Origin of the sequence: Micromonospora sp. NPDC050795 (genome assembly GCF_044456785.1) — a bacterium.
GTDB lineage: Bacteria > Actinomycetota > Actinomycetes > Mycobacteriales > Micromonosporaceae > Micromonospora.
The window spans coordinates 47,557-69,608 of record NZ_JBITGE010000026.1 but is presented as its reverse complement, the minus strand read 5'-3'; the positions used below and the strand labels follow the sequence as shown (position 1 = coordinate 69,608).

Below are 22,052 nucleotides of genomic sequence, written 5' to 3'. Positions count from 1 at the left end.
GTACCTCACCCGGCGTACTCGAAGATCCCTCCGTGGGGGGACGGCCGGCGTTGCGGTCGTCACCTACCGTGACCGCAGACGGCTCGGTTCGGTTGACCCTCCTGTGGCGTCAGGTGCACGTGTCGGTGCTGCCGCCGCTGTGTGGAAAAACGGTCGACCGGCCGTCGACTCAGGGGCAACCCTGATGCGATATGGGGGTGCACCCGCAGCGGGAAATCCGCTCCGGGTCCCCCCAGGGTCGGACGGGGCGGGCGTATTCGGCACCGATGATTGAACAGTCGCGCCGGACCATCGGGGGGCGGCGTGCATTTTCGGACAGACGGAAGAGGTAGATGACGTGACCGCGACGGTAGGCCAGCAGGCGCAGGCCGCGGCCCGGGCGAACGACGTGTGGAAGGTGTACGGCAGCGGCGAGGCTCAGGTCATCGCGCTGCGGGGGGTCAGCGCGGAGTTCGAACGTGGCCGCTTCACCGCGATCATGGGCCCGTCGGGTTCCGGTAAGTCGACGCTGATGCACTGCCTGGCCGGTCTGGACTCGGTGACCCGGGGGACGGTGTCGATCGGTGAGACGACCGTCACCGGGCTGGGCGACGCGGGGCTGACGAAGCTGCGGCGCGACAAGGTGGGCTTCATCTTCCAGCAGTTCAACCTGCTGCCGACGCTGACCGCCAAGGAGAACATTCTGCTGCCGCTGTCGATCGCCGGACGCAAGCCGGACCCGGCCTGGTACGACACGGTGATCGAGACGGTGGGGCTGAAGGACCGGCTGGACCACCGCCCGGCGCAGCTCTCCGGTGGGCAGCAGCAGCGGGTGGCGTGCGCGCGGGCGCTGGTCTCCCGCCCCGAGGTGATCTTCGCGGACGAGCCGACCGGCAACCTGGACTCGCGCTCCGGCGCGGAGGTGCTCAACTTCCTGCGGAACTCGGTCCGGGAGCACGGCCAGACCATCGTGATGGTCACCCACGACCCGACGGCCGCCGCGTACGCCGACCGGGTGGTCTTCCTCGCCGACGGTGAGATCGTCTCGGAGCTGGTCGAGCCGACCGCCGAGACGGTGCTGGACACCATGAAGAAGCTGGACACTGCGGCCGAGGTGGGCAACTGATGTTCCGCGCGACGCTGAAGAGTCTGCTGGCCCGTAAGGTCCGGCTGATCCTGTCCGGCCTGGCGGTGGTGCTCGGGGTGATGTTCGTCTCCGGCGCGTTCGTGCTCACCGACACGCTGGGCCGCTCCTTCGACTCGGTCTTCGCCGACGGTTTCTCCGAGATCGACGTGAACGTCGCGGCGAAGCCGAAGGTGCAGGTCAACGAGCTGGAGGGCGAGCAGACCGCCGCCCCGCTGCCGGCCGCCCTGGTGGACCGGGTGAAGCAGGTGCCGGGGGCGGCCTCGGCGACCGGTGTGGTCAACGCCGACGGCGCCCGGGTGATCGGCAGCAACGGCAAGGTCGTCACCTCGTTCGGCCCGCCGCAGTTGGGCGAGAACTGGACCGGCGAGAGCGATCTGTTGAAGCTGCGTGAGGGGCGCGCGCCGCAGGCCGAGGACGAGATCGTCATCAACAAGGCGTTGGCCACGGCAGCGAAGGTGCAGGTCGGCCAGAGGGTCGGTGTGCTGACCGCGTTCGAGTCGAAGAAGCGGGACTTCACCCTGGTCGGCGTCTTCGGGTACAGCGGTGACCGGGACTCGATCGGCGGGGTCAACGAGGTCTTCTTCACCACGCCGGTGGCGCAGCGGCTGATGCTGGGCGAGCCGGACGTGTTCAGCAGCATCACCGTGCAGGCCGCCGACGGGGTTTCGGACGAGAAGCTTCGCGATGACGTGGCCCGCACCCTGGGCGCGGACTTCGAGGTGAAGACCGGCAAGGAGGTGGCAGCGGACGCCTCGGCCAGTCTGAAGGAGGGGTTGTCCTTCTTCAACAAGATCCTGCTCGGCTTCGCCGCGGTGGCGCTGCTGGTGGGCACCTTCCTGATCCTCAACACCTTCTCGATCATCGTGGCGCAGCGGACCCGGGAGTTGGCGCTCATGCGCGCCATCGGGGCCAGCGGACGGCAGATCATCGGTTCGGTGGTGCTGGAGGCCATCGCGGTGGGGTTGATCGCGTCGGTGCTCGGCCTCGCCGCCGGCATCGGGGTGGGCGCGCTGTTGGCCCTCCTGTTCGGCAAGCTGGCCGGCGGGCTCACCCTGGCCGGGATCGGCGTGCCGGCGGCCGCGGTGATCGGTTCGTTCGCCGTCGGTCTGGTGATCACCGTGGTGGCGGCGTTGCTGCCGGCGCTGCGGGCGTCCCGGATCCCGCCGATCGCGGCCATGCAGGACGTGGCCACCCCGGACCGGCCGTTGACCAAGGTCACGGTCGCCGGGTCGCTGGTCACCGGCATCGGCGCGGTGCTGCTGTTCCTCGGGCTCAGCGGCAACGCCGGCGGTCAGACGCTGTCGACCATCCTCGGTGGCGTGCTGTTCGCCTTCATCGGGGTGGCGCTGCTGACCCCGTTGATCAGCCGGCCGGTGGTGAGCCTGCTGGGCGTGATCTTCTCCTGGTCGGTGCCGGGCAAGCTGGGCCGGCTCAACTCCGGGCGCAACCCACGTCGTACGGCGATCACCGCCGCCGCGCTGATGGTCGGCATCGCGTTGGTCACCGGCGTCACGGTGATCCTCGACTCGGCCAAGGGCAGCATCAGCGCGCTCGCCCAGGACACCATCAAGGCCGAACTGGTGATCGCCGGTCAGCAGGGCGGCCCGCGTCCGCCGACCTTCGACCCGGGTGTGCTGGACCAGGCCAAGGCCCTGCCCGGTGTGCGGTTGGTCGACGGCGAATACGGCGACATGGGCCGGATCGACGGCGAGAGCACCTGGGTCGCGGCGAGCAGCGACATCGCGTCGCTGCGGCAGATCTTCGGCGCGAAGCCGACCGCCGGTGACATCGACCGGCTCGGGCCGACCCAGATGCTCGCCAGCTCGGACACGGCCACGTCCCGTGGCTGGTCGGTGGGCTCGACGGTCAACGTGCAACTGACCCGGGGCGAGGCACGCACCTACACGATCAGCGGCATCTACGAGTCGTCGCAGCTGACCAACCCGGTGACGCTGCCGGCGACCGCGGCGAAGGACTTCGCCATCCCGCAGCCCATCCAGGGCTTCATCCAACTGGACCCGGGCACCCGGGTGTCCGACGTCCAGCCGCAGGTGGAGGCGTTGCTCGCGGACAGCCCCGAGGTGTCGGTGGCCGACCGGGACGCGTTCATCAAGCAGCAGACCAGCTCGCTCGACGGGCTGCTCACGATGATCCAGATCCTGCTCGCGCTGGCCATCGTGATCGCCGTGCTGGGCATCATCAACACCCTGGCCCTGTCAGTGCTGGAGCGGACCCGCGAGCTGGGTCTGCTGCGGGCGATCGGTCTCCGCCGGTCCCAGACCATGGGCATGATCACCGTGGAGGCGGTGGTGATCTCGGTGTTCGGCGCGCTGCTCGGCGTGGTGGTGGGCACCGGCCTCGGCGCCGCTGTGGTCGAGGCCCTCAAGGACGAGGGCATCACAGACCTGATCCTGCCCTGGGGGCAGATGGGTGTCTTCCTCGGCCTGGCCGCCATCATCGGCGTGGTGGCCGCGGTGCTCCCGGCCATCCGGGCGGCCCGGATCAACGTCCTGGGCGCCATCGCCCACGACTGATCGGGCGAAAAAGGGAGGCCCTGCTGACGCGAGCGCGTCAGCAGGGCCTCCCTTTCTGTTCGTTCAGGCAGCGGCCCGATCTGTCAACAGCGCCGCGAGCAGCGCCAGGTCCACACCGGTCAGGCTCTCCACCTGGTGTACGCCGACAGTGCTCGGCAACGCCACCTCCGCCGGTACGGCCAGGACCGCCGCGCCCGAGGCGAGCGCGCTGGCCACCCCCGTCGGTGAGTCCTCGATCGCCACGCACCGCTCGATCGGCACACCCAGCAGCCGGGCGCCGGTCAGGTACGGCTCGGGGTGCGGCTTGGCCGCCACCACCTCGTCGCCGGCGACCACCGTGTCGAAATTGTCCCGACCGAGAGTGTCCAGGGCGATCTCGACGAGCGCCCGGGGGCTGGAGGTCACCAGCGCGGTGGGGATGCCCGCCGCGCGGACCGCACCCAACAGGTCGAACGCGCCCGGCCGCCAGGGCAGACCGGTGCGAAACAGCTCCAGGATCCGGGCGTTGATCCACGCCGCGCTGATCTCCGGATCCCGTTCGGGCTGCCCCAGGTCGTCGTGCAGGATGCGCATCGACTCGGCCATGGCGGTGCCGATGGTCGACTGGCGGGCGTCGACGGAGAGTTCCCCGCCGTACTCCTTCGCGAGTTCCTGCAACGCGACGTCCCACAGCTTCTCGCTGTCGACCAACGTGCCGTCCATGTCGAAGAGCACAGCGGCGGGGTGATGGCTGCTCAGCGGAACCTCCAGGGTCGTGACCGACACCGGCGATCCTGCCAGCAGCCGCAGGGGCTCGTGGCGGCAACGGGCGCCAGGGTGATCCGGACAACCCCGTTCAGCCCAGGTCGCACTCCTTCAGGGAACCCTCGTAACCCCGGAAGAACCTGTCGGTGCGCTGCTCGGCGGTGCCGTGCGCCCCCTCCGCGAACCACGGCTGGTCCGGGTCGTCGCCGACCGCCGCCACCCCCTCCCGGAACTCGTCCAGGTCGCCCTCGGCGAGGGTCAGGGTCCCCGAGCGCACCGAGTCGCCGAGGTACGCCCCGGCCATGCAGTCGGCCTGCAACTCCTGCTGGATGGTGAAGCTGTAGTTGATGCCCAGCCGCACCTGGATGGCGTGCGCGTACTCGTGCCCGAGCAGGTAGAACACGAACGCGTCGCCGACCTCGCGGAACGCCGCCACCGACCACGCCACGTCGTACGCGATGAAGTCGCCCTGCGAGCAGTAGACGGCGTTGTTGCGGGGCAACGCCTGGCCGCCGCAGGACACCTCGCCGTCACGCTGGTACGGGATGATCCGCCGGATCGGTCGGAACTGCTGCCCGGATTCCTTGAACTGGGCCGCCCAGTACCGCTCGGCGATCGCCTGCGCGTCGGCGACGTCCTGCTCGAACTCGGCGACGCTGGTGGTGCTGTCGGCCCGGGTGGTGTCCGGTCCCGGTGACGCTGCCGGCGGGTTCGCCCGGGGGCGCTCGGCCTCCGGCTCGGCCAGCCCACCGCCCGCGCAGGCGAGGGAGACCAGAGCGGCGATCAGCAGTCCCGCCAGCGGGCCCCGCGCGTCGCGTCCGAACCGTGCCCCCACTGTGCCTCCCCAGACATCGGTGCTCGCGCGGCGATGTACCCCGACGATACGACCGCCACGCCCATCACCGGTTCTACGCAGGGTGCGGACGGACGGTTCACGCCGATCAGCTCGGTGCTGTTCTGGCGGCAAAGGGGCGGCGGCTCTGCGCGGCCCACGGGAAGCGGGTCTGCGCGGCGCACGCTGCGCTGGACGCTCTCCACCGACGGCGACCTCCTCGAGCGAGAGCACCCTCGGGCACCTACGCCACCGCCTCAACTACCTGATCAACGGCCGGCTCCGCCGCTCGTACGGCCAGTAGCGTCGCTCAACCGCCCGACTCCCGACCGCGATGCCAGGTGTCACCCTGGTCACCGTGCCGCTCGGCCTCGTACCTGTGCTGGCGACCCCGAGCCTCCCGCCCAGCCGCCGGATCGTCCCCGACGTCCGCTCGCCCCCGCCGAGCCACAACGCCGTACGCCACCCCCGCCGCAATGACGAAACCCCCCACCACCACCCACACCACAGTCACCCCGCCAACCTAAGCCCCACCCACCACCCCCGAACCCCGGTGATCATGGAGTTGGCGTCATCCCGCTCGGCGTGTCGTGACGCTAACTTCATGATCACCGATTCGGGTTGGGGTGGCGTGTCCGGAGGGCGGGGGTTGGGTTCGACGTTTCGTTGGGTGCCGGGGTGGTGCCTCGCCCGGGGCCTGAGCGAGCCGGTGCACGCCCGCCGGGTCCAGGTGCGCGAGGGGGCGCCAGTGGTCACCGACGGCCCGTACCCGGAGACACAGGAGGTCCTCGCCGGTTACACCATCGTGGAGTGCGCCAGCTTCGACCGGGCCACCGAGATCGCCGCCGGCCTGGTCGACCCGGACGCCCCCGGGGGGTACGTGGACGTGCGCCCGGTGCTCGACGGTGTCGAGGACCTGGCCGGCTGACCCGGTGCCGGAGACTCCCGCCGAGGACCTGCTGCGCGAACTGGCGCCGCAGGTCCTCGGCGCGCTGGTCCGCCGCTACGGGCACTTCGACACGGCCGAGGACGCGGTGCAGGAGGCGCTGATCGCCGCCACGCACGGTTGGCCGCGCGACGGCGTACCGGAAAATCCGCGTGGCTGGCTGATCACCGTGGCGTCCCGTCGGCTGACCGACCTGCTTCGTCGCGAGCAGGCCCGGATGCGACGGGAGGACACGGTGGCCCGGTGGGTGCTGCCGGAACACTGGAGCGCCCCCGCCGCCGACCGTCCGCAGGGGGACGCCGACGACACGCTCATCCTGTTGTTCCTGTGCTGCCACCCGGCGCTGTCGGCGGCGTCGCAGATCGCGCTCACCCTGCGGGCGGTGGGCGGGCTCAGCACCGCCGAGGTGGCGCGCGCCTTCCTGGTGCCGGAGGCGACGATGACCCGGCGGATCAGTCGGGGTAAGCAGCGGATCCGTGACAGTGGGCTGCGGTTCGCGCCACCCACCGGTCCGGAGCGCGCCGACCGGCTCGCCGCCGTGCTGCACGTGCTCTACCTGATCTTCACGGAGGGGTACGCCCGCACCGCCGGGCCCGGGTTGCTGCGCGCCGACCTGACCGCCGAGGCGATCCGGCTGACCCGACTGGTGCGCCGGCTGGTGCCCGAGGACCCCGAGGTCACCGGGCTGCTCGCGTTGATGCTGCTCACCGACGCCCGCGCGCCGGCGCGGATCGGCCCGCACGGTGAGCTGGTGCCGATGGCCGAGCAGGACCGCTCCCGGTGGCGGGCCGACCAGATCGCCGAGGGCGTCGAGCTGATCACCGGAGCACTGCCGCGCGGGGTGGTCGGGGCGTACCAGCTCCAGGCGGCCATCGCGGCCGTGCACGACGAGGCGCCCAGCGCGGCGGCCACCGACTGGCCACAGATCACCGCGCTGTACGAGGTGCTCCTCGGAATGTCCGACAACCCGGTGGTGGCGCTCAACCACGCGGTGGCGGTGGCCATGAGCCGGGGCGCGCCAGCCGGCTTGGCGCTGCTCGCCGACCTGGCCGACGACCCCCGTCTCGCCGACGACCCGCGGCTGCCGGCCGCCCGCGCCCACCTCTGGGAGCTGGAGGGCGAGCGGGTCGCCGCGCGGGAGGCGTACCGGATGGCGGCGGCGCGCTCGACGAACCTCGCGCAGCAGCGCTACCTGAACGCCCGCGCGGAGCGCCTCGCGGGCGACCCGCCGCCCGCCGGCTGACCCGCACGGGCCGTGCGGGTCACGGAACGAGCCGGCGGGCCGTGCGGGTCACGGGCTGAACCGGCGGGCCGTGCGGATCACGGGCTGGCGGCCAGGAAGACGAAGGCGGCCATCAGCACCAGGTGTACGCCGCCCTGCAACACGTTGGCCCGGCCGGGCACCACAGTGAGGACGGCGGTCACGGCGGTGAGCGCGAGCAGCGTGAGCTGGGTGCCGCCGAGGCCGAGCAGCAGCGGGCCGTCCAGCCAGATCGAGGCGATCGCGATGGCCGGGATGGTCAGGCCGATGCTGGCCATCGCGGAGCCGAGCGCGAGGTTCAGGCTGGTCTGGACGCGGTCTCGGCGGGCGGCGCGGGCGGCGGCCAGGGTCTCCGGCAGCAGCACCAGCAGGGCGATGATCACGCCGACGAACGCGTGTGGCAGGTTCGCCGCCGCGACCCCGGCCTCGATGGTCGGGGAGACCGTCTTGGCGTCGCCGACGACCGCGACCAGCGCCACCAGCAGCAGGCCCAGGCTGACCATCGCCGCGCGGGTGGTGGGCGGCTTGGCGTGCTCCTCCGTCTCGATGACCTTGCCCCGGCTGTCGACCGGCAGGAAGTAGTCGCGGTGCCGGCCGGTCTGCACGAGCACGAACAGCCCGTACAGGGCCAGCGACGCGACGGCGGCGAAGACGAGTTGGGCCGGGCTGAACTCCGGGCCGGGGCGGGCCGTGGTGAAGCTGGGGATGACCAGACTCAGGGTGGCCAGGGTGATCACGGTCGCCAGGGCTCCGCCGGTGCCCTCCGGGTTGAACACCGCGACGCGGCGACGCAGCGCCCCGAGCAGCAGGGACAGACCCAGTATTCCGTTGCAGGTGATCATGACGGCGGCGAAGACGGTGTCCCGGGCGAGCGACTGGGTCTTCTCCGGCCCGCTGATCATGAGCGTGACGATCAGGGCCACCTCGATCACGGTGACCGCGACGGCGAGCACGAGGGACCCGTACGGCTCTCCCACCCGGTGGGCGACCACCTCCGCGTGGTGCACCGCCGCGAGCACCGCGCCGCCCAGCAGCACCGCGACAACCACGATGACGGGCCCAGGCAGGCTCCGCCCCCAGGTGACCATCAATATCAGGACGGCGAGCACAGGTACGACGAACGTCCAGTCGGTCAGGCGGGAGCGAAGGAGGGCGGCCATGCCATACAGAGTGCCAGGTCAAGTGATCATGTGCCCACCATCGACGCGGCGACATACGGCCGTCCGTGGCCTTCGCCACGCCAACGCGTAACCCATAGGTTACGCTTTCCAGGTGAACGAGGTGGCCACCGCGATCGCGGACCCGGTACGGCGGCACATCCTGACCCTGCTGCGCGACGAGCCGCTGTCCGCTGGTGACATCGCGCAGCGATTCGTGATCAGCCGACCCGCGATCAGCCGCCACCTGCGGCTGCTGCGCGAGAGCGGTCTGGTGCACGACGAGATGGTCGGCCGACAGAGGATCTACCGACTCGATCCGCGCCCGCTCGCCCCGCTGGTCGACTGGCTCGCCGCGCTCGCGGCCACCGACCGGTGGGAGCGGCACCTCGACGCGTTGGAGACCGAGGTCTATCGCACCCGCCGAGAGCGCCGCAGCCGCGGCCCGGTGGAGCACCGAAGGGAGCACACGGCATGACCCGCACACCCGCCGGACGCCTGTTTCACACCGACTCCGGCCACGATCTCGTCCTCACCCGAACCTTCCGCGCTCCGGCAGCGGACGTCTGGGCCAGCCTGACCGAGTCCGAGCGTACGGCCCGCTGGTTCGGCCCGTGGGAGGGCGACGCCGGCCCCGGCCGGACCATCCGGGTCCAGATGGCGTACGAGGAGCAGCAGCCCTGGTGCGAGATGCGCATCGACGCGTGCGAACCGCGGCAGCGCCTTGCCGTGTCGATGGTCGACGACTACGGCAGCTGGCTGCTGGAGCTGTCGCTGACCGAGACCGACGGCACCACCGAGCTGCGGTTCGTGCAGCACCTGAGCAGCGTGGAGGGCATCGCCGAGGTGGGCGCCGGTTGGGAGTACTACCTGGACATGTTGGTCGCCTCCCGGGATGGTTCGCCCCGTCCCGAGTTCGACGACTACCACCCGGCGATGCAGCCCTACTACCAGGGGCTGGTCGCCGCGGCCGGTTAGGAGTCGAGGGCCCGCCGCAGCCTGGCGAACTCGGCGGTCAACGCCGGCAGCGGGAAGTGCGCGTTCAGGCCGCTGGGGTTCGGCAGCACCCAGACCTGGGCCGGGCCCAGCCGGTCCGGTCGCGGGCCCAGCCCGGCCTTCGGTCGGGCGAAGGCGATGCGGTACGCGCTCACCCCGAGGATCGCCACCCACCGCGGCCGGTAGCGCTCGGCCTTCACCGCCAGCCCGGTCACCCCGGCCACCAGTTCCTCCGAGGTCAGCTCCGCGGCGCGGGCGGTGGCCCGGTTGCTCAGGCTGGTGATGCCCAGGCCCTGCCGCAGCAGCTCGTCGCGTTCCCAGGAGTGCAGTTGGCGGTCGGTGAAGCCCGCCCCGTGCAGGGCCGGCCAGAATCGGCTGCCCCGGCGGGCGAACGGCTCCCCCACGGCGGCCGAGTAGAGGCCCGGATTGAAGCCGCAGAACAGCACACGCAGCCCGGGGCCGATGATGTCCGGCAGACCCCGGCCGGCCGCCGCCGCCACCTCCTGCGGGGTCGGCCGCCGCGCCGGCCCCGGTCTCTGCGCGTCCATCCCACCGATCCTGCCGCACGCCCCGGTGCCGCACCCGGCGCACGCTTTGACACCCTCAACGGATGCAGTCAACCGACCACCTCGCCGCCAGCCGTTACGCGCGGATGCGCTGGAACACTCCACTCTCGCCGGAGCACGCCGCGTTGCTGCTGGAGCGGCTCGACGTCCGGCCCGGCGCGCGTGTGCTCGACCTCGGCTGCGGCTGGGGTGAGCTGCTGCTGCGGGCGGTCGCCGCCGGTGGTGTCTCCGGCCCGGTTCCGACGCGCGGCGTCGGCGTCGACACCGACGAGGCCGCGCTCGACCGAGGGCGGCGGCTGGCCGCGGGGCGGTCGCTGAACCGGCACGTCGCCTTCGTGATGGGGGAAGCGGCGACCTGGCAGGAGCCGGCCGACCGGGTTCTCTGCATCGGCTCGGCACACGCCTTCGGCGGCACCGAGACTGCCCTCGACGCCCTCGCCGCCGTGGTCCGACCCGGTGGGCGGCTGCTGTTCGGCGACGCGTACTGGGAGCGGTCCCCCACGGCGGAGATCGCGGAGGTCTTCGGTCCGGAGGTCCCGACCCTGCCCGGGCTGGTCGAGGCCGCCCTTCAGCGGGGCTGGCGGTTGCTGCACCTGAGCACCGCCGATCAGCGGGAGTGGGATGACTTCGAGTCCACCTGGCTCGCCGGGCGGCAGGAGTGGCTGCTGGCGTACCCGGAGGATCCCCGTGCGGCCGAGGTCCGCGCGGAGCTCGACGACCGGTTGCGCGAGTACGTCGGCGGTTACCGGGGTGTCCTCGGCCTCGGCTACCTCGTCCTCGGCCGCTGACCGTCACCAGTTGACGCCGCTGGCTACGCTGCGCGTGGTGAGCGCCGGATCTCGCCCCGCCCTGCCGTGGCGGATCCTCGTCGTGGCCGGTGCCGCCGTGCTGGTGTGGCTGGTCCTGGGCGCTCTGCTCGGTCGGGACTACGACCGACTGACCCACGCGATCGGGGCGGTCCTCACCACCGCTGTCGTCGTACCCCTGGTGGTCGTCGCCCGTCGTGTCCTGGACCGTCGGCCCTGGGCCGGCCTCGGGTTGCCGTCGCTGCGCGCCGGCTGGCGGCGTCTGCTGTTCGGGATGGCCTGCTGGCTCGTCCCCGCCGCGGCGGGGTTCACGCTCTGCCTCGGTCTCGGCTGGGTCGAGATCAGTGTCCGGACGTCCGTCGGAGACGCCCTGCGGGTGGCGGCGCTGCTGGTCGTGCTGGTCTTCCTCAAGGAGGCGCTGCCGGAGGAACTGGTCTTCCGTGGGTACCTGCAACACCACCTCGCCACCCGGCTGCCCGCCTGGCAGGCGGTCATCGGGCAGGCGGTGCTGTTCACCGTGTTCGGGTTCCTCATCGGGGCGGCCAGATCCGTCGACCGGCTGGCGCTGTTCTTCGTCTTCGCGTTGCTGGTGGGTGCCTTCCGTGCCGCCACCGGCGACATCTGGGCCGGCATCGGCCTGCACGTCGCGTTCCAGACGGTCGCTCAGCTGTTCGGCGACGTCGGGGCGGTCTTCGAGGTGGTCGGCGCGACCGTCCTGGGCGTGGTGGCCATGGGAGCCATTCCGTTCTCGGTCAGCTGGATCGTCCTGCGGCACCGCTACCGCGACCACCTGAACTGGAACGCCCTCGCACCGGAACCGGCGCGCCAGAGCGGCTGAAGCCTGGGCATTCGGCCCACCGGTCCGACCGGCGCGCGGAAGAGTGGCGGACGAGAGCTGTCGACGAGCGAGCGACGGCACGGCGTCGTGCGGAGGTTTTCGGATGAGCGACACGTCTTCGGTCAAGAGGGCCCGCAACGTCGTCCTGGTCCACGGCGCGTACGCCGACGGCTCCTCCTTGTCCGACGTCATCCCGATCCTGCAGCGGGCCGGGCTCACGGTCACCGCTGTGCAGAACCCGCTGACCTCGCTGGCCGACGACGTCGCGGCCACCAACCGCGCCCTCGACCGGCAGGACGGGCCGACCGTGCTGGCGGGCCATTCCTGGGCCGGAACGATCATCAGCGAGGCCGGCAATCATCCGACGGTTACCGCCCTGGTGTACGTCGCGGCCCGCGCGCCGGACGCCGGGGAGGACTACGCCGCGCTCGCCGCGAAGTTCCCCACGCCGCCGGCGAACGCCGGCCTCGTGCACCACGACGGGTACGCACAGTTGAGCGAGAACGCCTTCCTGAGCGACTTCGCGGGTGGTGTCGACGAGGCCCGCGCCCGCGCTCTGTACGCGGTGCAGGGGCCGATCGCCGACGACCTCTTCACGGGCCGGACGACAACGGCCGCCTGGCGGGACAAGCCCTGCTACTACTCGATCTCCACGCAGGACCGCACGACCGCGCCGGAGCTGGAGAGGTTTCTGGCCGACCGGATGAACGCCACGACCATCGAGGTCGAGTCGTCGCATCTCGCCATGGTCACCCACCCGGAGACGATCGCCGACCTCATCCTCATGGCGACCACTGGCACCCGCAGGCCCGCATAGGTGACCGGGCCCAGCCGTACCACGTCCCGTCGTCTTTGCAGGTCAGGTCAGGGCGCACGCGGATCCCTCGGTGAAGTGCGCTAGGGCACGGCGGAGGACGTCGACAAGCTCGCGGACCGGCAGCGCCATGAGGTGCCCTGCGAGGCGTTCTCGATCTTCGTCGGTGCTCATGCCACCGACCACGCGTTCCACCTCCACCGTGACGTGGGCCGTGCGCGGGCGCACCCGGGCCGTAACCGGTGGGGTTGACGGGGCGCATACATCGGAGGTTTACTGCGTCAGCGATACCAATCGATGAATTTTGACCGTCCACAGTGTTTCGGCGAGGTCATCGACTGTTTCCACCCCACCACTCCTCCATCACCCCACCACCCCGCAGCACCTCAGCCGAGCATCGGCGGCCCGGCTTCCGCACCACCGCCACCATGGCCCCTGGCCTGCCCATGCGCACCGGCCTGAGGTCGACGCTCAGCAGAGGAGCAACACCATGCGTTCCCGTCCCCGCCTGTTGGCACTCGTCACCGGCCTGGCAGTCATGCTGGCCAGTCTGGTCGCCCTGCCGACACCCGCCTCGGCGGCACCACTGACCAAGGTCCTGGTGTTCAGCAAGACCGCCGGCTTCCGGCACTCGTCGATCCCCAACGGCATCGCCGCGATCCAGCAGCTCGGCTCGGCCAACGGCTTCACCGTGACGGCGACCGAGGACGCTGCCCAGTTCACCACCTCCAACCTGGCCCAGTACCAGGCGGTGGTGTTCATGTCGACGACCGGCGACGTCCTCAACGCCAGCCAGCAGACGGCCTTCGAGTCGTACATCGCCGCTGGTGGCGGCTACGTCGGCGTGCACGCCGCGGCCGACACCGAGTACAGCTGGCCGTGGTACGGCCAACTGGTCGGCGCGTACTTCGACTCGCACCCGGCGATCCAGAACGCCACAGTGCGGATCGAGGACAACACCAACCCGTCCACCGCGCACCTCGGCACCACCTGGGTCCGCTCCGACGAGTGGTACAACTACCGCACCAACCCCCGGTCCACCGCTCGGGTCCTCGCCAACCTCGACGAGTCGTCCTACAGCGGCGGCAACATGAGCGGCGACCACCCGATCACCTGGTGCAAGGCGTACGGCGGCGGACGGGCCTGGTACACCGGCCTCGGGCACACCGAGGCGTCGTACACCGACCCGAACTTCACCCGGATGCTTCTCGGTGGCCTCCAGGTCGCCGCGGGCTCCGTGACCGCCGACTGCTCGCCGCGCACGACCACCCCGCCGCCCACCGTCAGCGGTTCCACCCTGCGGGCCCGGGCCAACAACCAGTACGTCAGCGCGCCCAACTCGACCACCGCTCTGATCGCCAACAAGACCTCGGTCAACACCAGCGAGCGGTTCGACCTGGTCAACCTCGCCAACGGCAACGTGGCGCTGCGGGCCAAGAGCAACGGGCAGTACGTCGCGGCCGAGAACGCCGGGGCCGCAGCGCTGATCGCCAACCGGGGCAGCGCCGGCTCCTGGGAGACGTTCCAGCTGGTCCGCAACTCCGACGGCACGGTGAGCCTGCGGGCCACTGTGAACAGCCGGTACGTCTCCGCCGACAACGCGGGCGCCTCCCCGTTGATCGCCAACCGGACCTCCATCGGCCAGTGGGAGAAGTTCGACCTGGTCACCACCAGCTGACCTGCTCCCCGCCCGTTCTTCACCACCCCCACCTGGTCGTGGTGCGCCCCCGCGCGCCCGCACCCCCGGTCGTCGAGAAAGGACGATCATGCTCTCGTATCCCCGGCGCTGGCCCCGGGCGCTCTTCGCGGCGGTTCTCGCTGTCGCAAGCGCGGCCCTCGCTGTGGCTGCACCGTCCACCGCGCAGGCCGCGGTGATCCCCGCCTCCGACTATCAGCAGGTCAAACTCGCCACCGGCTCGGCCGAGCTGGGTGAGGCTATGTCCCTGGCCGTCCTGCCCAACCGCTCGGTGCTGCACACCGCCCGCAACGGTGTGCTGCGGGTGACCGACGTGGCCGGCAACACCAAGACCTCCGGCACCCTGTCGGTCTACACCCACGACGAGGAGGGGTTGCAGGGCGTCGCCGTCGACCCCGGCTTCGCCACCAACCGGTGGATCTACCTGTACTACTCCCCCTCGTTGAGCACCCCGTCCGGGGACGCGCCGACCACCGGCTCGCAGTCGGACTGGGACCGGTGGAAGGGGCACCTGCGGCTGTCGCGGTTCACCCTCAACAGCGACGACACGCTCAACCTGAGCAGCGAGAAGATCGTGCTCCAGGTCGCCAACGACCGTGGGCAGTGCTGCCACGTCGGCGGCGACCTGGACTTCGACGCCGCCGGCAACCTGTACCTGACCACCGGCGACGACACCAACCCGTTCGAGTCGTCCGGCTACGCGCCACTTGACGAGCGGACCGACCGCAACCCGCAGTTCGACGCCCAGCGCACGGCGGGCAACACCAACGACCTGCGGGGCAAGCTGCTGCGGATCAAGCCGCAGTCCGACGGCACGTACACCATCCCGTCGGGCAACCTGTTCGCTCCCGGCACGGCCAACACCCGGCCGGAGATCTACGCGATGGGTCTGCGCAACCCGTTCCGGATGAGCGTCGACAAGGCCACCGGCGTCGTCTACCTCGGTGACTACGGCCCCGACGCCGGTTCCACGAACTCCAGCCGTGGCCCTTCCGGTCAGGTCGAGTTCAACCGCATCGCGTCGGCCGGCAACTACGGTTGGCCGTACTGCACCGGCAGCAACACGAGCACCGAAACGTACAACGAATACACCTTCCCGTCCGGGCCGTCGCAGTCCAAGTACAACTGCTCGGGCGGGCCGACCAACAACTCGTTCCGCAACACCGGGCTCGGCACGCTTCCGGCGGCGAGGCCGGCCTGGATCAAGTACGCGGGCGACTCCGGTTCTCCGTCGGAGTTCGGCAGCGGCTCGGAGTCGCCGATGGGCGGGCCGGTCTACCGGTACGACGCGTCGCTGAACTCCAGCATCAAGTTCCCGCAGTCGCTCAACGGCCAGTTCTTCGCCGGCGAGTACGGTCGCCGTTGGATCAAGGCCATCGCGGTCAACTCCGACGGCTCCCGCGGGGAGATCTCCAACTTCCCGTGGTCCGGCACGCAGGTCATGGACATGGCCTTCGGCCCGGACGGCGCGTTGTACGTGCTGGACTACGGCACCGGCTCGAACAACCAGGCGTTGTTCCGGATCGAGTACATCGGCGGCGGCAACCGCAACCCGATCGCGGTCGCCTCGGCGAACCCGACGTCCGGGGCCAACCCGTTGACGGTCAACTTCTCGTCGGCCGGCAGCTCGGACCCCGAGGGTGGGGCGCTGAGCTACCTGTGGACGTTCGGTGACGGCACCACGTCGACGGCGGCGAACCCGACCAAGACGTACACCACGAACGGCACGTACTCCCCCACGTTGAGGGTCACCGACCCGAATGGCTTGACCGGCACGGCGAGCCTGGTCATCACCGTGGGCAACACGGCCCCGACGGTGACGCTCACCTCGCCCGCCGACGGGCAGTTGTTCAGCTTCGGTGACACGGTGTCGTACCAGATCTCGGTGAGCGACCCGCAGGACGGCACGATCGACTGTTCCAAGGTGAGCCTGACGTACGCGCTGGGCCACGACAGCCACGCCCACCAGATCACCTCGAAGAACGGGTGCAGTGGCTCGATCACCGTGCCGACCGACGGCGAGCACGACTCGGCGGCGAACATCTACGGGGTCTTCGACGCCGCCTACACCGACAACGGTGGGCTGACCACGCACAGCATCAAGACCCTGCAACCGAAGCACCGCCAGGGTGAGCACTTCGGCGCTCAGTCCGGCGTCCAGGCCACCGACCACACCAACGCCGAGGGTGGCCGCACCGCCGGATTCATCGAGAACAACGACTGGATCTCGTACCAGCCGTACAACCTGGCCAACGCCAACCGCATCACCGTCCGGGCGTCGTCGGCCGGCGCGGGCGGCACCATCGAGGTCCGGGCCGGGTCGGCCACCGGCTCCCTGCTGGGCACCGTCACGGTGCCGGTGACCGGCAACTGGGAGACGTTCGTCGACGTGTCCGCCACGATCAGCAACCCGCCCACCGCGTCGACGACGCTGTACCTGGTGTTCAAGGGTGGGTCCGGCTACCTGTTCGACGTCGACGCGTTCACCTTCGCGACCGGCACCGGTAGCACCACGCCGGTGAGCACGCTGCGGGCGCAGGTCAACAACCAGTACGTGTCGGCGGTCGGCACCACCGCGTTGATCGCCAACAAGGCCAGCGTCGGTGGCCCGACCGAACAGTTCGACCGGGTGGACGCCGGCAACGGTGCCATCGCCCTGCGGTCGCGCGCCAACGGGCTCTACGTCTCGGCCACGAACGCGGGCGCCGCAGCGTTGGTCGCCAACGCCGCGTCGATCGGATCGTGGGAGACGTTCCAGCTGATCAGCAACTCGGATGGGACGGTGAGCCTGCGCGCCACGGTCAACAACCAGATCGTGTGCGCCGAGAACGCCGGGGCCGGGTCCCTGATCGCCAACCGCACGGCGGTCGGGGCCTGGGAGAGGTTCATCCTGACCACCGGCTGAGCGGGAATGTGCACGGGGCCCGGCCTGGTAACCGACCAGGCCGGGCCCTACCGTGTGAAGTAGGCGGCGCTCTCCGCGTCCGCGGGGTAGTAGGACTCGACGGCGATCTCTTCGATCGTGATGTCCGTCGGGGTGCCGAACGTGGTGATGGTCGAGAAGAGCCGCAGCTCTCGGTCACCGACGCGGAGGATCATCGGGAGCACCACGTCGGCGTCGACGCGGTCGCCCGTCGGCTCCTCGGGCTGGGGGCTGAGCAGTTCGTCGTAGAGCGCGGCGAGCGCCGCGTCCGGAGCTGCGGCGAGCTGGCGTGAGATGCGGCTGCGGAACACCGCCCGCACGTCCGCCAGGTTGACGACCAGCGAGGCGAGCCCGCGCGGGTCCAGGCCGAGCCGGACCAGGTTCACCGGTGGCCGCAACAGGTCGGGGGCCACGTACGCGAAGAACGGGTCGACCGCGCGGTTGGTCAGCAGGATGTTCCACCGACGGTCGAAGACCAGCGCCGGATACGGTTCATGCGCCCGCAGCACCCTGCGGACAGCGCCGAGGGCATTCGACAGGGCGGCGTCGTCGAGCGGGCGCTGCGCGTACCGGGGCGCGAAGCCGGCGGCGAGCAACAGGTGGTTGCGGTCACGCAGCGGCACGTGGAGCTGCTCGGCCAGCCGGAGGATCATGTCGGCGCTCGGCGTGGACCTGCCGGTCTCGACCAGGCTGACGTGCCGAGCCGAGACGTCGGCGGCGATCGCCAGGTCGAGTTGGCTGAGCCCTCGGCGCTTGCGCCACTGCCGCAGGAGTTCCCCGACCGCATACACGATCATGACCCTACTCATCCTCGCTCGGGACACCATGAAGTGCGATGTCATCGACAACCATCCGGGCCGGGGAAACACTTGCGCCCATGACCACCGAGAACAAGAGCATCGTCGGACGTGCGTTGGCGGGGCTTGTCGACACCGGCGACGTCGACACGCTCGCCTCGTACCTGAGCGAGGACTTCACCCATCACCGGTCGGATTCGACGACCTCGACCAGGGCGCAGTGGCTCGCCGCGGTCCGCGCCGCGCTCGGCCCGACCACCGGCATGCGGGTCGACATCCTGCACCTGCTGGCCGACGGTGACCACGTCGTGGTGCACTCGCGACGCCGACTCCCCGACGGGGGGCCGGAGATCGTGGTGGTCGACGTCCTGCGGATCGCCGACGGGCTGATCGCGCAGGTGTGGGAGGTCATCGAACCGGCGGCCCAGGCCGTCGCCAACGACGCGTGGTGGGACGCGGATGCCTAGATCGGGAAGCGGCCGTGGCGCCAGTGCCAGTGGCCGCCGGCCCGCAGGTGGTCGATGATCGCGCGCTGGAGCACCGTGCGGCGCGGCAGCTCGTCGAGCGGCGTGGTCAGGGTCCGGAACCCGAACCGCAGGACCTCGATGTCGGCGTCCGGCCCCGCGGACTCGTCGTAGGGCTCCAACTCGAACCGGCGCTGGAACCGCACGATGTTGGAGTCCGCGGGGAGGTACTCCCGCAGCTGCGGGTCGAGCAGCCACGACGCGCAGGAGAACGCGGTGTAGCGCTCGTCGGGGAAGTGCCGGGGGAAGAACGCGCGGGCCTCGTCGAGGGACGACGCCACCGCCTCCGGGGTCAACGGCCCCGAATCGGGGACGTGCAGCCCGATCGCGCCGTCACCGCGCTGGTGCTGTAGCCGGCCCAGCTCGTAGACGCTGCCGCGCAGGTGCAGCGTCAGCCAGCTCTGCATGATCGGCCAGCCCTCGCCGCGCATCCGACGATCGATGGCCAGGTTGCGGCCCAGGTCAGCCAGGGTCACCCAGGTCACGGCGTCGGGGATGCCGTGGTCGCGGTGATACCCGCGCACCACGTCGACAAGGGCCAGGCACACGTACACGTAGAGGTGCCGCCAGGCCGGCCCGCGCTCCCGGGGCAGCTCCGGGCCGGGCGGGAGCCAGTCGTAGCCCGCGAGGTCGGCACGGACCAGGGAGATCGAGCGGTCGAGCAGCCAGCGCAGCTCCGGAGTCCACAGGGCGGAGCCGGGGTCGGGCCAGCCCGCCAGGATCTCGGCGGCGTCGTCCGGCGGCACGGTGAGCCGGTCGAGGATCGCGGGTGCGTCGGCCTTGGCCGGCAACGGAGCTGACGGCCCGTCACCGGCGAGCCGGTGCACGCGGTCGACGTCCTCGACGGGCACTCCGAGCCGGCCGGCGATGTCGTCGGAATTCACGCCGACGACCCTACCGGCGGGCGAGCGTTTCAGGAGTCCGCCGGAACTCCGGCGTCGAGCTGCCCGATCATCGGTGCGAGGAGGTCGTTGAGTTCCCGGGCCAGCACCGCCACGGCCCGGCGCGCCGCCGCGCCAACCTCGTCGTCCGGGCCGTCGGGCGTCGGCGGCAGGTCATCGAGCGGGACCGGCGCCTCCACCTGGAGCAGCGCGCGCAGATGCGGGCGGCGCGTCTGGTCCTGCTCGGTGGGTGTGGTGAACTGGCCGAACAGCCGGGGCCAGTCCTGCCACCCACGGTCGCGCTGCCACTGCTTGGTCCAGGTCAGCTCGGCCGGCCAGCGGGAGGCCACCGTCACCGCGCAGACCAGGCTGCCGTCCCACGGGCTACGCGCGCAGGTCGCCGAGATGATCCGCCGGTGCCAGCGCACGAAACCCGGCGACAGCTCGGTGGCCAGCCGCCAAGCGGTCACCGCGAACGCCACGGGCGCGAAGTCACCCCAGGTGTCGGCGAACTCGTCGATCCGGCGGAACACCTCGGCCTCGTACCGGCCACGCCCGTCGGTGCCGTGCTCGCGGTCGAATTGCTCGTCCAGCCAGAAGGCGCGCGGATCCGGCATCCTCAACCCCCATTTGTGAGAAGTTCTCGGACACACGGTGGCGCATGCCGCAGCCAGGCAACCGTCACTGACCGTATGCGCCATGCCTACTGTGGACCCTCTATCCGAGCCTAGCGTCTGCGCCAGGACGCCGGAACGCATCGGCCCCACCGCCCACCCCAGGAGGTCCCGTGCGAAGCAAGCTCGGATTCGTCTCGGCCGGTGTCATGCTGCTCGCCGCCGTCACCGTCGCGCAGCCGCAGGCCAGGCCCGCGACGTGGCAGCACCGGCGGCGGATCAAGCTGAAGAACTGCCCGCTCAACAAGGGCGCCAGCGGGGGCCCGTTCCTGCGCGCCTGGGACAACGACCTCCGGTTCGGGTACGTCAACTCGGTGATGTCGTACAAGTACTCCGGGAACATGTACGGGCCCTACTTCGACGACGACGTCATGGACATCTACAACGTCGCGAAGAACAAGCAGTGACCCGTTCGGTGGCACTCGTGGGTTGACAAGACACCGGTTCCGGAGTGGACGATGCACCGTGCGAATTCTTGTGGTGGGTGGCAGCGGCCTGATCGGCGCGCACGTCGTGGACGTCCTGCGGGAGCGTGGTCACGCCGCTACCGCCGTGGCGCGTACCGCCCAGCCGGGCATCGACCACCTGCTCGACGTCGGGTCCGCCCCGGTCGACGAACTGCGGCAGGTGCTCGCCGGCCACGACGGCGTCGTCTACGCCACCCGCACCGACGAGCAACGGCCGCTACCCAAGCCGATCTATCCCGAGTTCCGCCGAGACAACGTCGACCCGGTCGTACGCCTGTTCACCGCCGCCCGCCTCGAAGGTCTCACCCGGGGCGTCGTGATGGGCTCCTACTACACCTACTTCGACCGGCTGCACCCCCAGTGGCGCCTCGCCGAACGGCACACGTACATCCGCTGCCGGCTGGAACAGGCCCGGGAGGGGCGGGCGGCGGCGGGCGAGGGCCTACCGGTCGCCGTACTCGAGCTGCCCTTCGTCTTCGGTCGGGCCGGCGACCGGCTGCCCAACTGGGCCGGTCCGCTGGACCGGTGGGCCCGCTCGCGTACCCCGCTGGTCGCCCCGACCGGCGGCAGCGCCGCGGCCTCCGCGCGCAGCGTGGCCGACGTCGCGGTCGACGCCCTGGAGCAGGCCAGCGGCGCGGACCTCCCGGTCGCCGACGAGAACCTCACCTGGCACGACATGATCGCCCGCATCGCCGCGGCGGTGGGCCGGCCCCGCCGGGTCGGTCGTCTGCCGGCCGGCGCGGCGCGGGCCGCGCTGCGACTCGGCGGCGCGGCGCAGGCCCTCGGCCGCAAGGAGTCGGGCGTCAACCCCAGCTACCTCCCCGACCTGCTGCTCGCCGACCTGTTCATCGAACCGACCACCGGCCGGCCGCTGGACCCGGCCCTACGTGAGACCTTCCCCGCAACTCCAGGGAAATAGTGGTCTCCGCCGCTCGCTGGGCCCCTACATCCCTGACGTTGTGGGCGGGACCGAGCGGCGACGGGCGTCAGCGGAGCTGTTCGGCCAGGCCGACGATGATGCCTTCGGGGCCCCGGACGTAGCAGAGCCGAAAGATGTCCTCGTACCGCTCGACTTCCCCGACGAGTTCCGCGCCGTGGCCCCGCAGCCGGGCGATCACGTCGTCGATGTCGTCGACGGCGAACATGATGCGCCGAATGCCGAGCGTGTTCGCCGGCGCGTTCGTCGGCTCCTCCCTGATCGCCGCCGGTCGGTGGAACATCGCCAACTCGACCTTGCCGTGACCGTCCGGGGTCCGCAGCATCGCCACCTCCTGCCGGACGTCCTCGATCCCGATGACCCGCTCCACCCAGCGCCCCTCGACCGGCCCCCGACCCTCGACCTCCATGCCGAGCTCGACGAAAAACCCGATGACGGCGTCAAGGTCCTCGACAACGATGAGGACGTTGTCCATCCGCTGGATCGCCATGCTGAATCTCCCTGGTCTGGTGCGGTCGCCGTTGCCGCATCCT

At 70.8% G+C, this 22,052-nt stretch carries 23 protein-coding genes; 14 read left to right on the top strand and 9 right to left on the bottom strand.

Annotated features, from left to right (window positions below; translation table 11 throughout):
- The first annotated feature begins 337 nt into the window (after window positions 1-337).
- Together ACIBEF_RS22425 and ACIBEF_RS22420 are read left to right on the top strand one after the other, a co-directional pair.
- Window positions 338-1,105 (top strand): ABC transporter ATP-binding protein, encoded by a 768-nt coding sequence (locus tag ACIBEF_RS22425; RefSeq protein WP_396795118.1) that lies wholly within the window; start codon window positions 338-340, stop codon window positions 1,103-1,105.
- The gene (locus ACIBEF_RS22420; protein ID WP_396795117.1) at window positions 1,105-3,660 is read left to right on the top strand and encodes an ABC transporter permease; all 2,556 of its coding nucleotides are present in this window, start codon (window positions 1,105-1,107) and stop codon (window positions 3,658-3,660) included. The genes ACIBEF_RS22425 and ACIBEF_RS22420 overlap by 1 nt, the downstream gene beginning before the upstream one ends.
- 63 nt (window positions 3,661-3,723) lie before the next feature.
- Here the strand turns inward: ACIBEF_RS22420 and ACIBEF_RS22415 are convergent, their stop codons facing one another.
- The 3 genes from ACIBEF_RS22415 to ACIBEF_RS22405 all read right to left on the bottom strand — a co-directional run bounded on the left by ACIBEF_RS22415 (window position 3,724) and on the right by ACIBEF_RS22405 (window position 5,750).
- Window positions 3,724-4,374, bottom strand: coding sequence for an HAD family hydrolase (locus ACIBEF_RS22415; RefSeq protein WP_396795149.1), 651 nt, complete (start codon window positions 4,372-4,374; stop codon window positions 3,724-3,726).
- A 121-nt stretch (window positions 4,375-4,495) separates the two neighbouring features.
- Entirely contained in the window at window positions 4,496-5,239 is a 744-nt protein-coding gene (locus ACIBEF_RS22410; protein ID WP_396795116.1) for a neutral zinc metallopeptidase, read from the bottom strand.
- A 307-nt stretch (window positions 5,240-5,546) separates the two neighbouring features.
- On the bottom strand, window positions 5,547-5,750 hold the full coding sequence (locus tag ACIBEF_RS22405) for a hypothetical protein (protein WP_396795115.1): 204 nt from the start codon (window positions 5,748-5,750) through the stop codon (window positions 5,547-5,549).
- A gap of 90 nt (window positions 5,751-5,840) precedes the next feature.
- Between ACIBEF_RS22405 and ACIBEF_RS22400 the strand changes: the two genes are divergently transcribed.
- Window positions 5,841-6,164 carry a YciI family protein gene (locus ACIBEF_RS22400; protein WP_396795114.1) on the top strand — a complete coding sequence of 108 codons (324 nt, stop codon included), beginning with the start codon at window positions 5,841-5,843 and terminating at the stop codon, window positions 6,162-6,164.
- Window positions 6,165-6,168: 4 nt separating this feature from the next.
- On the top strand, window positions 6,169-7,425 hold the full coding sequence (locus ACIBEF_RS22395; RefSeq protein WP_396795148.1) for an RNA polymerase sigma factor: 1,257 nt from the start codon (window positions 6,169-6,171) through the stop codon (window positions 7,423-7,425).
- 77 nt (window positions 7,426-7,502) lie between these two features.
- Here ACIBEF_RS22395 and ACIBEF_RS22390 read toward each other — a convergent pair whose 3' ends face one another.
- Window positions 7,503-8,603 (bottom strand): calcium:proton antiporter, encoded by a 1,101-nt coding sequence (locus ACIBEF_RS22390; RefSeq protein ID WP_112673580.1) that lies wholly within the window; start codon window positions 8,601-8,603, stop codon window positions 7,503-7,505.
- Between the two features lie 112 nt (window positions 8,604-8,715).
- Here ACIBEF_RS22390 and ACIBEF_RS22385 point away from each other — a divergent pair, with 112 nt between their 5' ends.
- A complete protein-coding gene (locus ACIBEF_RS22385) occupies window positions 8,716-9,078 on the top strand; it encodes a metalloregulator ArsR/SmtB family transcription factor (RefSeq protein WP_396795113.1) in 363 nt (120 codons plus the stop codon).
- A complete protein-coding gene (locus ACIBEF_RS22380) occupies window positions 9,075-9,578 on the top strand; it encodes an SRPBCC family protein (protein ID WP_396795112.1) in 504 nt (167 codons plus the stop codon). Before ACIBEF_RS22385 ends, ACIBEF_RS22380 begins: the two co-directional genes overlap by 4 nt.
- Here the strand turns inward: ACIBEF_RS22380 and mug are convergent.
- The gene (gene mug / locus ACIBEF_RS22375; protein ID WP_396795111.1) at window positions 9,575-10,144 is read right to left on the bottom strand and encodes a G/U mismatch-specific DNA glycosylase; all 570 of its coding nucleotides are present in this window, start codon (window positions 10,142-10,144) and stop codon (window positions 9,575-9,577) included. The genes ACIBEF_RS22380 and mug overlap by 4 nt on opposite strands.
- Before the next feature lie 62 nt (window positions 10,145-10,206).
- Between mug and ACIBEF_RS22370 the strand changes: the two genes are divergently transcribed.
- From ACIBEF_RS22370 to ACIBEF_RS22350, 5 genes are all read left to right on the top strand, one after another.
- Complete coding sequence (locus tag ACIBEF_RS22370; RefSeq protein ID WP_396795110.1) at window positions 10,207-10,950, top strand: SAM-dependent methyltransferase; 744 nt, start codon at window positions 10,207-10,209, stop codon at window positions 10,948-10,950.
- 37 nt (window positions 10,951-10,987) lie between these two features.
- The gene (locus tag ACIBEF_RS22365; RefSeq protein WP_396795109.1) at window positions 10,988-11,806 is read left to right on the top strand and encodes a lysostaphin resistance A-like protein; all 819 of its coding nucleotides are present in this window, start codon (window positions 10,988-10,990) and stop codon (window positions 11,804-11,806) included.
- 103 nt (window positions 11,807-11,909) lie between these two features.
- On the top strand, window positions 11,910-12,623 hold the full coding sequence (locus ACIBEF_RS22360) for an alpha/beta fold hydrolase (protein ID WP_396795108.1): 714 nt from the start codon (window positions 11,910-11,912) through the stop codon (window positions 12,621-12,623).
- A gap of 487 nt (window positions 12,624-13,110) precedes the next feature.
- Window positions 13,111-14,298, top strand: a complete 1,188-nt coding sequence (locus ACIBEF_RS22355) for a ThuA domain-containing protein (protein ID WP_396795107.1) — start codon at window positions 13,111-13,113, stop codon at window positions 14,296-14,298.
- Window positions 14,299-14,386: 88 nt separating this feature from the next.
- The gene (locus ACIBEF_RS22350; protein WP_396795106.1) at window positions 14,387-17,221 is read left to right on the top strand and encodes a PQQ-dependent sugar dehydrogenase; all 2,835 of its coding nucleotides are present in this window, start codon (window positions 14,387-14,389) and stop codon (window positions 17,219-17,221) included.
- Between the two features lie 47 nt (window positions 17,222-17,268).
- On the opposite strand, the gene ACIBEF_RS22345 is transcribed toward ACIBEF_RS22350, so the two are convergent.
- Complete coding sequence (locus tag ACIBEF_RS22345; RefSeq protein WP_396795105.1) at window positions 17,269-18,036, bottom strand: helix-turn-helix domain-containing protein; 768 nt, start codon at window positions 18,034-18,036, stop codon at window positions 17,269-17,271.
- 80 nt (window positions 18,037-18,116) lie between these two features.
- On the opposite strand from ACIBEF_RS22345, the gene ACIBEF_RS22340 reads away from it, so the two are divergent.
- On the top strand, window positions 18,117-18,503 hold the full coding sequence (locus ACIBEF_RS22340; protein ID WP_396795104.1) for a nuclear transport factor 2 family protein: 387 nt from the start codon (window positions 18,117-18,119) through the stop codon (window positions 18,501-18,503).
- Here ACIBEF_RS22340 and ACIBEF_RS22335 read toward each other — a convergent pair.
- Both ACIBEF_RS22335 and ACIBEF_RS22330 read right to left on the bottom strand, forming a co-directional pair.
- Window positions 18,500-19,444 carry an acyltransferase domain-containing protein gene (locus ACIBEF_RS22335; RefSeq protein WP_396795103.1) on the bottom strand — a complete coding sequence of 315 codons (945 nt, stop codon included), beginning with the start codon at window positions 19,442-19,444 and terminating at the stop codon, window positions 18,500-18,502. The two genes, ACIBEF_RS22340 and ACIBEF_RS22335, sit on opposite strands and share 4 nt — an antisense overlap.
- Before the next feature lie 29 nt (window positions 19,445-19,473).
- Complete coding sequence (locus ACIBEF_RS22330) at window positions 19,474-20,058, bottom strand: hypothetical protein (protein WP_396795102.1); 585 nt, start codon at window positions 20,056-20,058, stop codon at window positions 19,474-19,476.
- A gap of 170 nt (window positions 20,059-20,228) precedes the next feature.
- Between ACIBEF_RS22330 and ACIBEF_RS22325 the strand changes: the two genes are divergently transcribed.
- Both ACIBEF_RS22325 and ACIBEF_RS22320 read left to right on the top strand, forming a co-directional pair.
- Window positions 20,229-20,522 carry a hypothetical protein gene (locus tag ACIBEF_RS22325; RefSeq protein ID WP_396795101.1) on the top strand — a complete coding sequence of 98 codons (294 nt, stop codon included), beginning with the start codon at window positions 20,229-20,231 and terminating at the stop codon, window positions 20,520-20,522.
- 58 nt (window positions 20,523-20,580) lie between these two features.
- Window positions 20,581-21,501, top strand: coding sequence for an NAD-dependent epimerase/dehydratase family protein (locus ACIBEF_RS22320; protein ID WP_396795100.1), 921 nt, complete (start codon window positions 20,581-20,583; stop codon window positions 21,499-21,501).
- Window positions 21,502-21,568: 67 nt separating this feature from the next.
- Here ACIBEF_RS22320 and ACIBEF_RS22315 read toward each other — a convergent pair whose 3' ends face one another.
- Window positions 21,569-22,009, bottom strand: a complete 441-nt coding sequence (locus ACIBEF_RS22315; protein ID WP_396795099.1) for a VOC family protein — start codon at window positions 22,007-22,009, stop codon at window positions 21,569-21,571.
- Window positions 22,010-22,052 lie beyond the last annotated feature (43 nt).

Bases quoted from the DNA above. Each gene is read 5' to 3' on its own strand.
- ACIBEF_RS22420 (WP_396795117.1), top strand. From the start codon at position 1,105: ATGTTCCGCGCGACGCTGAAGAGTCTGCTGGCCCGTAAGGTCCGGCTG.
- ACIBEF_RS22400 (WP_396795114.1), top strand. From the start codon at position 5,841: ATGATCACCGATTCGGGTTGGGGTGGCGTGTCCGGAGGGCGGGGGTTG.
- ACIBEF_RS22390 (WP_112673580.1), bottom strand. From the start codon at position 8,603: ATGGCCGCCCTCCTTCGCTCCCGCCTGACCGACTGGACGTTCGTCGTA.
- ACIBEF_RS22380 (WP_396795112.1), top strand. From the start codon at position 9,075: ATGACCCGCACACCCGCCGGACGCCTGTTTCACACCGACTCCGGCCAC.
- mug (WP_396795111.1), bottom strand. From the start codon at position 10,144: ATGGACGCGCAGAGACCGGGGCCGGCGCGGCGGCCGACCCCGCAGGAG.
- ACIBEF_RS22370 (WP_396795110.1), top strand. From the start codon at position 10,207: ATGCAGTCAACCGACCACCTCGCCGCCAGCCGTTACGCGCGGATGCGC.
- ACIBEF_RS22360 (WP_396795108.1), top strand. From the start codon at position 11,910: ATGAGCGACACGTCTTCGGTCAAGAGGGCCCGCAACGTCGTCCTGGTC.
- ACIBEF_RS22355 (WP_396795107.1), top strand. From the start codon at position 13,111: ATGCGTTCCCGTCCCCGCCTGTTGGCACTCGTCACCGGCCTGGCAGTC.
- ACIBEF_RS22350 (WP_396795106.1), top strand. From the start codon at position 14,387: ATGCTCTCGTATCCCCGGCGCTGGCCCCGGGCGCTCTTCGCGGCGGTT.
- ACIBEF_RS22345 (WP_396795105.1), bottom strand. From the start codon at position 18,036: ATGATCGTGTATGCGGTCGGGGAACTCCTGCGGCAGTGGCGCAAGCGC.
- ACIBEF_RS22340 (WP_396795104.1), top strand. From the start codon at position 18,117: ATGACCACCGAGAACAAGAGCATCGTCGGACGTGCGTTGGCGGGGCTT.
- ACIBEF_RS22330 (WP_396795102.1), bottom strand. From the start codon at position 20,058: ATGCCGGATCCGCGCGCCTTCTGGCTGGACGAGCAATTCGACCGCGAG.
- ACIBEF_RS22315 (WP_396795099.1), bottom strand. From the start codon at position 22,009: ATGGCGATCCAGCGGATGGACAACGTCCTCATCGTTGTCGAGGACCTT.